The organism is Rhodopirellula sp. JB055 (assembly GCF_043100905.1).
Classification (GTDB): Bacteria; Planctomycetota; Planctomycetia; order Pirellulales; family Pirellulaceae; genus Rhodopirellula.
This window is the reverse complement of record NZ_JBICHO010000359.1, coordinates 1-9,211: the sequence shown is the minus strand read 5'-3', so window position 1 is coordinate 9,211 and position 9,211 is coordinate 1. Positions and strand designations below refer to the sequence as shown.

Annotated in this window: 8 protein-coding genes; 3 read left to right on the top strand and 5 right to left on the bottom strand. The window is 55.4% G+C overall.

Annotated elements, in window-relative coordinates:
* The coding region (locus tag ACF8AM_RS14340) for an SAM-dependent methyltransferase (RefSeq protein WP_392556291.1) at positions 1-80 on the bottom strand (80 nt) is incomplete at its 3' end.
* Positions 81-296: 216 nt separating this feature from the next.
* On the opposite strand from ACF8AM_RS14340, the gene rpsT reads away from it, so the two are divergent.
* Entirely contained in the window at positions 297-569 is a 273-nt protein-coding gene (rpsT, locus tag ACF8AM_RS14335; protein WP_392556289.1) for a 30S ribosomal protein S20, read from the top strand.
* 146 nt (positions 570-715) lie between these two features.
* Here rpsT and ACF8AM_RS14330 read toward each other — a convergent pair whose 3' ends face one another.
* Genes ACF8AM_RS14330 through ACF8AM_RS14320 form a run of 3 tightly spaced genes read right to left on the bottom strand, consistent with a single transcriptional unit; the run spans position 716 to position 5,030 of the window.
* Positions 716-1,432: a VTT domain-containing protein gene (locus ACF8AM_RS14330; RefSeq protein WP_392556288.1), complete on the bottom strand. Its 717-nt coding sequence runs from the start codon at positions 1,430-1,432 to the stop codon at positions 716-718.
* A gap of 8 nt (positions 1,433-1,440) precedes the next feature.
* Positions 1,441-2,799 (bottom strand): DUF1552 domain-containing protein, encoded by a 1,359-nt coding sequence (locus ACF8AM_RS14325; protein ID WP_392556287.1) that lies wholly within the window; start codon positions 2,797-2,799, stop codon positions 1,441-1,443.
* Positions 2,796-5,030, bottom strand: coding sequence for a DUF1592 domain-containing protein (locus ACF8AM_RS14320; protein WP_392556290.1), 2,235 nt, complete (start codon positions 5,028-5,030; stop codon positions 2,796-2,798). The genes ACF8AM_RS14325 and ACF8AM_RS14320 overlap by 4 nt, the downstream gene beginning before the upstream one ends.
* 807 nt (positions 5,031-5,837) lie before the next feature.
* On the opposite strand from ACF8AM_RS14320, the gene ACF8AM_RS14315 reads away from it, so the two are divergent.
* Positions 5,838-6,539, top strand: coding sequence for an SGNH/GDSL hydrolase family protein (locus tag ACF8AM_RS14315; protein ID WP_392556286.1), 702 nt, complete (start codon positions 5,838-5,840; stop codon positions 6,537-6,539).
* A gap of 207 nt (positions 6,540-6,746) precedes the next feature.
* The gene (locus tag ACF8AM_RS14310) at positions 6,747-7,982 is read left to right on the top strand and encodes an FG-GAP and VCBS repeat-containing protein (RefSeq protein ID WP_392556285.1); all 1,236 of its coding nucleotides are present in this window, start codon (positions 6,747-6,749) and stop codon (positions 7,980-7,982) included.
* A gap of 795 nt (positions 7,983-8,777) precedes the next feature.
* On the opposite strand, the gene ACF8AM_RS14305 is transcribed toward ACF8AM_RS14310, so the two are convergent.
* The coding region (locus tag ACF8AM_RS14305; RefSeq protein ID WP_392556284.1) for a hypothetical protein at positions 8,778-9,211 on the bottom strand (434 nt) is incomplete at its 5' end.

Here is a 9,211-nt window from a genome sequence, read left to right as displayed (position 1 = left end):
TACAGCACCACCTCGCATTCCCCCAAACACTCCTGCCCACGAAGCGTCAGCAAGCCCGGATTTCCCGGACCAGCCCCCACCAAAGCGACGAATCCAGGCGTTGTTTCAGAAAGTGAGCGTTCAGAATTCAAGGAGTTGCAGCTTTTTCGCGATAAATGGGGTTGGAAAACAAGATTATGGAACTTCTCCGTTGACCTGGACAGTCGGCTGATCGCACGTCATACTTCTCGATTCCAAATTTTGACCAATTTGATCCGTTCCCTACCACTGCGTGTCCGCCGGACACTCCGAGCGAAATGCCAAACACTTCAAGCGCCTCGAAACGCCTGCGTCAAAACGAAAAACGTCGTACGCTCAATCGTGCTGCTCGCAGCAATATGCGATCGACAATCCGTCGTGTCCGCAAAGCTGTCGAAAACAACGATCTGGAAACCGCCAAGAACGAATTCAAAGCCGCTCAAAAGAAACTGGATCGCGCCGCAGCCAAGAACTTGATCCACAAGAACGCTGCCGCTCGCACCAAGAGCCGCTTGAACAACCTGATCAAAAACGCAGCTCAATCTGCCTGATCCGGGCCAGCGATGGGCGACCTCGCGAGATTCACCGAATCACCCGCTATCAAGAGCCATCCGAAAGGTCCTGATTTCATGAGGACCTTTTTCGATGCGCGGTCAGAACTTCCGCCCGCGGAAAACCAATTCGTGGTGGCCCAAAATCACCGTCCCTCTGCTGCCAAATGCCTGGACCGCTGCTGCCAAATTCGACGCGGTACCAAAACCGACAGCAGCACCGCAGCAACGACCGACGTCGCCAAACCTAACCAACGAGTCAGGTCGGAACCCGCCGCTCCCGATTCGGCGACCGAACTCATGGCTTCGCTCGCGACTGCCCCGCAGTGCACCCACAGCAACTGCGGACCGGCGGCCAACAACGCCGCCGCCAGGTAAGGAACCAGACGGGCCCCGGCGGCACCCATCGAATAGCTGATGATCGTTGTCGGAATCGGCGACAAACGGACCAGCAGATGCATTCCCAAGTTCGCATCGCGAGCCCCCAAGCGGATGATCCGCAGGGTTTCCCGCCAGGAGGCGTCGGACGCTTCCTCCTCGATATCAATTGAAGAATGCCCCAGCGACCACCGGCCTAAGTGATAGTTCACCCAAGCCGACACGACCGCAGTGACAGCAAGCGTTGGCCCACCAACCATCAGGCCAAAAACCGACCCCGCCGCGAGGGAGACAAACGTCTTGGGAACGAACAGGCACATCGCTAACGTCCCCAAAATCACAAATGCCGCTGGTCCTGCATCGCGACCTACGGCCAACCAGTCACCGGCCAACTCAACCCCGATCCCACTGATCAGCCCACACACGCCGACGATGATCAACCCCACCGGCAGCAGACGTCTCGCGATCTGTGCTGAACGTTTCAAACCTTCGCCTATCCCAATCCCTGCAAGACTCCGTTGCTATCGCCAAAACTGTCGGCGCTGGCGCCCATCTGCTTCATCATCCACAGATATAGATTGCATAGCGGTGTGCCATTTTTATACCGCACATGTTGACCAGCACGAATGCGTCCGCCACCCGCCCCAGCCAACAGGATCGGCAGGTCATCGTGATTGTGCCGATCCCCATCACTGATCCCGCTGCCATAAACAATCATGCAGTGATCCAGTAGCGAACCATCGCCCTCACGGATCAGCTTCAAACGAGACAACAGGTAATTGAATCGCTCCGCATGGAACGAATTGATCTTAGCAATCTCAGCCTGCTTGTGCTCGCTTTTGCCGTGATGCGAAAGCTCATGATGCCCTTCGTTGACGCCAATTTCTTTGTAAGCCCGATTGCTTCCCGCGTTGGTGAACATGAACGACAAAATTCGCGTGCTGTCGGTTTGGTAAGCCAACGCCACCATATCCATCATCAGATCACTGTGCCGTGACAACTCCTGAGGCACACCACTGGGTCGCGGGTAATCCGGCACACCTTCTTCCGTCAGCCCCAATTTTTCGGCGCCGTCCAATCGCTTCTCAACATCGCGAATGGAATACAGGTACTCGTCCAGCTTGCGCCGATCGACGATCGGCAAATGAGCATGCAAACGCTTCGCATCCTCCGAGACAAAGTCCAGGATGCTCTTTCGATACTTCTCTCGCTCACTCTTGGCCCGCCGTGTTTCCTTGACAGCTTGCCCCGCGAACAATCGATCAAACAAAGCCCGAGGGTCGGTCTCTTTCGCCATCGGATTGGTCGGACCACGCCATGACATGTTCGATGCATAAGCACAACTGTAGCCACTGTCACAATTGCCAGCCTGGCTGCTCGCTTCCAAGCCTAATTCCAACGAAGCAAACCGGGTGCGATCGCCCACATACTGGGCCGCCACCTGATCGACCGACACACCGTTTTGAATGTCAGCCCCGTTGGTCTTTCGAGGGTGAGCCCCCGTCAAGAACGCCGCCACACTGCGTGCGTGATCACCGCCTCCATCGCCATGCGCCCGAGCCCCATCCAGGGTCAGCCCCGACAACACACTGATCGAATCTTTGTTCTCAGCCAGCTTCTCAAGCGTCGGCGTCAGCTCAAATTCGCTACCCTCTTTCTGCGGCGTCCAAGCTGGCATGTGCATGCCATTGGGCACATAGAAAAATCCCATTCGCAACGGGGGCGGACCACCATCCGAAGTGGCGGCCAACAATCGCGTCGGACTCATCACATCCAACAACGGCAATGCCACCGCGGTCCCTAATCCACGAAGCAGAAAACGTCGCGACAAAGTACGAGGCGAATGACTCATGGTTCTCGGTACCCTTGCTTCTGAAATGGATCGCTCTGGATGATCGCAGCGATCAAGTAAGCGAATTTGTAGTCGTGCGCACGAACATCTGCTGTGATCTTGTCGAGTGCACACTTGTCATAATATTCCGTTCCACGCCCCAACGCGTAGATCAACATCTTCTCAGCCAAACATCGGACAAACTGCTCGCTTCGCTGCGTCGTCAACAAATCGCGTAGTCCATTGATACCATCAAACGAAGTCCCGTCGGGCATCGAACCACTGGCGTCAATCTCATCGCGTCCATCCCGAGTTCGCCAACGCCCAACCGCATCAAAGTTCTCAAGAGCAAACCCAAGCGGATCCATCATATTGTGACATGCCGCGCACGCTGGGTTGGACCGGTGCTGCTCCATGCGTTCGCGAAGAGTCCCCACCAACTTCCCCTTCTCAAGCTCGGGGATGTTTGGCGGTGCCGGCGGAGGAGGTGTGTTGAGCAGATTGTCCAGAATCCACTTCCCTCGTTTCACTGGGCTGGTTCGTGTCGGATTGCTGGTCACCGTCAAAACGCTGGCGTGGGTCAGCAGCCCGCCGCGTGGTGTCCCTGACAACGACACCCTGCGGAATTCACTTCCGCGAACGTCATTGATTCCATAAAACTTCGCGAGCGTTTCGTTCATGTAAGTGAAGTCAGCACTCAACAATTCCGTGACCGGCAAATTATTTCGCATCACTTCGGAAAAGAACATCAACGTTTCCACCCGCATCGCTTCGCGAACTTCATCGTCGAAACCACGGTAGATGCGAGTGTCCGGCTGAACGATTTCCAAGTTGCGAAGCTGCAACCACTGCGAAGCAAAGTTGTCAACGAAGCGACTCGCCTTGGGACTCTTGATCATCCGCCCGACTTTCTCAAGCAACATTCGGCGATCACGTAGCTGACCACGATGCGCCATCCGCAACAGCTCATCGTCCGGCATGCTACTCCACAGAAAATACGAAATTCGCGTCGCCAACTCATACTGATTGATCAGCGGCATCACACCATCTGGGCCTGGCTTCCGCGGACGTTCGACTCGAAACAGAAAGTACGGCGAGACCAAAACGGCTTGCATCGCAACTTGCATGCTCTCCTCAAATGAACCTCCGTTTTCATGCACTTGAGAAGCCAATCCAACCAATCGCGTGAGCTCTGACTGACCGATGGGTCGGCGATAAGCACGGCTAGCAAATCGCCCCAACACCGCTTTCGCCGCCCGTTCAAACTCCCGGTCATTGCCCGGGGTTTCAAACAACAGCACTCGATGAGTCACCGGCAAATCTGGCGAAGAAACAAATTGACTGCGTTGTTCAACGCCACTCACCTTCACATGGTGAACGTGCAGGTTTCGATCGATTTTGTCTTTGACGTAGTAGTCATTCAAAAATGAGATGTCGATTTGGCGGGTGCCCTTTCCCAATCGAAACGCGACCGTCTTGTCCGTTGGCTCGCTCTCTTTCACCTCCACGGGAATTGCTCGTCTTCCGTCCGTGACCTCCACTCGAACCGGTTCATCGCCGCCTTGGTCTCCACTCAGACTCAGCACCAACGTGTAGGTCCCGCTGAACGGAGCATCGAACTGCAGCGTGACCGTGCCGTTCGATGACATCACCAAGTGACTCCGGACGTTGAACTTGTCCGCCCCAATCAAGGTCGCCGGAGAACGCTCCAACTCAAACAGTTCTGGGGGTGGCGGCGTGTAGATCGCTTCGCCCATGATCGTCTCCGCCGCATCAAGGTACTTTTCCATCAGCAACGGAGGCAACGAGAGCACATCACCAATGTTGTCGAATCCGTAACCAACATCGTCGCCGGGAAAATCATCTGCCGGAGCGTAATCAACTCCCACCAGATCGCGAATCGTGTTGCGATACTCAGCCCGGTTCAGCCGCCGCAGAGTGACTTTGCCGGCGTTGGGATTCTGCACGCAGTCGATCGCATTGGCTAACTCATCGATCAGCTCGATCATCCGGGTACGACTGGACGGATCCATCACCTCAAAATCCGCCGGTGGCATCGTACCCAAACGCACCTGCGCCAAAGCCCGCATCCAATGGTCACGACCTTGGACCAACTTCGCCGCCGTGTCGTCCGCTTCCAACGACACGCCGCCTTCACCATCATCGGTACCATGGCAGTCGTAACAGTACGTCCGCAACAGCGGCAACAACTGCTCACGGAATTTGACTTCACCGGCAAACTCATCCGCCATCACGGCGACGCCGCTGCCACCCCAAAAAACCAACACCCCAGCGACCAAGGCAAGCAAGCCTCGTAGCTGGAATCGGAACGCATGCGAAAAACACCCTCGACACCGTTGCGAGCCAGGGCGATCGACTCGATGAATGGACACACTTTGCATCCCACCATATTACCAAGCCACGAGTCACGAGCGGACACAATCGAAGGCGAATTGCTCCCCCCGCTATCGGCAGAGTCGCGGCAACCCAAACATTCACTACAACCGCCACCACCGAACACTTGATCACTAGCAAGACACGTGGCATTGGCGTCCTGCCTGTGAACCCAACGAACCGAGCCGAAAAGCGAACGCGACTCAACGAGCAAAGCTGGCCGACAGGAACCATCAAGCCGAATCAAGTGAGTGGTTTGCAAGATCCGCGAGACGCCGGTGATTAGCGGCTCACCGATTTGCTCGAGCTCACAACCGAACGCTTGAGTTTTGAAGATGTGTTTTCGGCCGCGGTGTTGGTTTCATGTGACCTGATGCGTTATAGGCTATGATTCCATCAACTGGCAGCAAGACGGAACAGTTCACACACCCCCTCGCCTGCTCGGCAAATCCGCGATGCTTAGAAGGAAGGCTGGTATCATCCGGGCATGATCGCGGCTCGTTTCTGTGCTCGTCGCAGGTCCCGGCGAATAGATGTCCAGTGACGAAGCCTCGCTGGCTTACCCCAACGATGACGCGGAGGCGAAGTTTTTGCCTGCCCAAAACCTTGTCGCCAAGTGACACAATCGCAGACGCATTCCGGTTAAAAGCAAAACTGAGTAAAAGATGAAAACACTGCTGACCATATCGCTATTGCTCACCGGCATTCTTTGCCCGACGCTTGCTGCCCAAGACGAAGCGAAAAAAGCCGACTTGCCGAAGGTGCTAATCATCGGCGACTCAATATCCCTTGCATTCACTCCTCATGTCGCGCGGCAGCTAGACGGAAAGGCTACCGTCAAACACAACCAAGGAAACGCTCAACACACGGGCACAGGTTTGGCAAAGCTCGATCAGTGGATTGGTGACACTCACTGGGATGTCATTCATTTCAACTGGGGTTTATGGGATCTCTGTTACCGCCATCCGAAATCGAAGGTGCAAGGACGCAGAGACAAAGTCAATGGCACGCTCACCACGACGCTAGAGCAGTACGAGAAGAATCTTGATGAACTCGTCTCCCGCCTCAAGGAAACAGACGCGAAACTGATCTGGGCAAATACGACCGTTGTCCCCGAAAAGGAAGCAGGTCGCGTCAGGGGCGACGACGTGAAATACAATGAAGCCGCGGCAAGAATCATGAGCAAGCACGGCATCACCACGAATGATCTTCACTCGCTCACCAAGACGTTTCCTGCCGACCAATTCGATGGCCCAGGCAATGTCCACTATACACAGCAGGGTTATCAAAAGATTGGACAACAGGTGGCCGAGCATATTTTGACAGTTCTGAAGAACGAACCACAAGAGTCAGCCATCAAGCAATAGCCGCGTCCTTGTGTACGTCGCAACAGCCTTTTGCGCAGGACATAGCCTCAGTCCTCGGTTGCCCATCGACACCTCCCCAATACGGAACTCTCTTGGTCACTCGAGGACAAGCGATCAGTCCCGCCAAAGTGCTTGATCTACCTCCGCTCTTTCTTCCGGTTCAGATTTGAACTCACCGATTGCCCTGAGCAGGAGTTTTCCAAGACCATGAAAACGACACTGGGTTTCGTTATCGCTGCCATCTTTTGGGCAGGGACGCTGCTGGGTCAAGAGAAGCAACAAGCTGACTTTGTTACCTGGAAACAACATGTCGGAATCCCTGGTCCGAGTGGCTGGCGTGCCAACGTGATTCAGCCTGACCCGAAGGACCACGGTCCCGACGGTTTCAACCACCACGATTGGGATGGTGATGGTGACCTGGATGTCTTGGTGAACTTCGAAGAGGGAGGATACAGCCGGCTGTATTTCAATCCCGGCAAGGACCGCATCCGCGAACTTTGGACCGACTACATTCAGCTCGAGAGGCACGGCAAGTGCGAGGACTCAGGCATCGGTGACCTGGATGCCGATGGTGACATCGACTACATCGCCAATGGCGGGCACGTCTATTTCAACCCGGGTGCGAAAGACCTGAGAGAGGCAAAGAAATGGATCAAGATGACACTCTTCAAGAGTGAAGCACGCACTCCCGTCGTCAGTGACGTCGATGGCGACGGCCTGAATGACCTCGTCGTCGGAGCCAAGGCTTGGTACCGGCAACCGACTGAAAACAAACGCGATGCTACCCAATGGAAACGCTACGAACTCGGCGAAGCCGACTGGCCGATGAACTGCATCATCAACGACATCGATGGCGACGGGGACGATGACATCCTCGTTCAGGAACGCAAAAACCAAGGGACCTTTTATTACGAGAACCCTGGTCAAGAGAAGGTCAGCGAACCTTGGCCGGTCACGGTGATCGATGCTGAAAAGAACGGCATGTTCATGGCCCTCGGCGATGTCAACGGCGACGGGCGTCTCGATTTGGTGAAAGCCAGCGGCGCGGGTGCAGTGCACATCTACCTGCGCACGAACGACATGGGTGCCCCGATCTACAAGAAGATCGAGGTGCCTCCGCCAGCCCAACCGGACAGCGTCAAGGTAAAGCCCAAACCCAAGGGAGTTGCGATCCTTGAGCTCAACGGCGATCCGAAGCACTCTGAAATTGCAATCATCCCCGAGTACGAGGCACAGCTGTGGTACCTGACGATGTCCGGCGACGGAATGTCGCCGAAGGATTGGACCAACACTCTGATGGACATGCCGAGTCCAGAGTCACGCAAGAAGATGGACAATGCCTTCCTGGTCGATCTCGATGGGGATGGCGACCTGGACATCGCGACGACCGAAGAGAACGGAGGCTGGGGCGTCATCTGGTTCGAAAATCCCGCGAGAAAATAACGAGCCCCTGACGGCGGAGTGTCCTACAAGCCTTCGGTGGTCCGGCATTCGATCGCTAACCCCGACGACATGGAGAGACGCTCCATCAGCCAGGCAAAATTAGCCCATTGCAGCTCATAGCAAAGCTCCGAGCGAAAGGGCAGCAGGGTATAAAGTTCCGGCCACCTTCCTAATTCCGACGCTTGAGTGAGGAACGGCAACACCACCTACTTCTGTGGCGACACGGAACGACTCAACCACCAATTGGCAGCAATCGCCCAGTCAAATTCAGGGCATCCCGCTGCAAAGGTCGTGTTGCATGCCGGCAAGAATACAATTGACGCCCCGATTGAGCAGCCGCTGACAGGCTTCGGTGAAAAAGCGCCCGATCGACTGCCGATCGACTGGTCTGTTCGCAGATCATGTCCCTCATCTGATGTTCTGCGTGGACGTTGCCAATGCAACCGGCGATCGGTCACCGTTGATATTTGGATTGCCAATGACATCGAGCTCGACTCGCTCTCCATCCCACCAAAATCATCGTCGAATCCGCTGGTGAAATCGATGCGTTCGTCGATCGACACGACATCGATAAGCGACATGGAAGCGAGCAACCAAGCGTTGCACCGAAGACACACCATCGAGGTTTCGTAAAAAGACAGTCGACTTTCCCGGCACCATGGCGGGTGAACTTTCCGGCTGAAATCTTCCCAAGTTATACCGCCACCCGCCGAATGTTACTTAATCCCCCCCCTCCGTTGGGCCTATAAACATCTCGTACACCGTCACTCGGATGGTGCGAGAAGAACGGGAGTTTTAAGGCTGCGAGCGGCGGCCACGCAGGCGTGAAATCACCGCGGGCAATTTGGCGGTGAGAGAGCGACGCTGGGGCGGGTCGTGACGCTCCTCCACTGTGGATGAATCTTGGACCAACTCCTGATTCGACTCAGGTTGGTGAGCGACCAAATAGAAAGGCTGCTCCGCGACGACTTCTCGCCCATCGGCCAAGAAGACTCGCACTCGAATCTTCCAATGGATTTGCATCAGGTGCCCCTGATAGCTCAGCGGCGAAGCGGGCAAAACGCACTGGATCCCATTTCGCTCTTTGAGCTGGATGTTCTGCAAATCCGAGTGGTCATAGCGTTGGAAATAATGAACGCCTAGATCCTCATCCCCTTTGCCCTCGGTATGCCAGAGCACCGAAATCTCGACGCTTTCCAGTTCGTTCAAATCGACTCGGCTAATCCGCC

Bases quoted from the DNA above. Each gene is read 5' to 3' on its own strand.
- rpsT (WP_392556289.1), top strand. From the start codon at position 297: ATGCCAAACACTTCAAGCGCCTCGAAACGCCTGCGTCAAAACGAAAAA.
- ACF8AM_RS14325 (WP_392556287.1), bottom strand. From the start codon at position 2,799: ATGAGTCATTCGCCTCGTACTTTGTCGCGACGTTTTCTGCTTCGTGGA.
- ACF8AM_RS14320 (WP_392556290.1), bottom strand. From the start codon at position 5,030: ATGGCGGATGAGTTTGCCGGTGAAGTCAAATTCCGTGAGCAGTTGTTG.
- ACF8AM_RS14315 (WP_392556286.1), top strand. From the start codon at position 5,838: ATGAAAACACTGCTGACCATATCGCTATTGCTCACCGGCATTCTTTGC.
- ACF8AM_RS14310 (WP_392556285.1), top strand. From the start codon at position 6,747: ATGAAAACGACACTGGGTTTCGTTATCGCTGCCATCTTTTGGGCAGGG.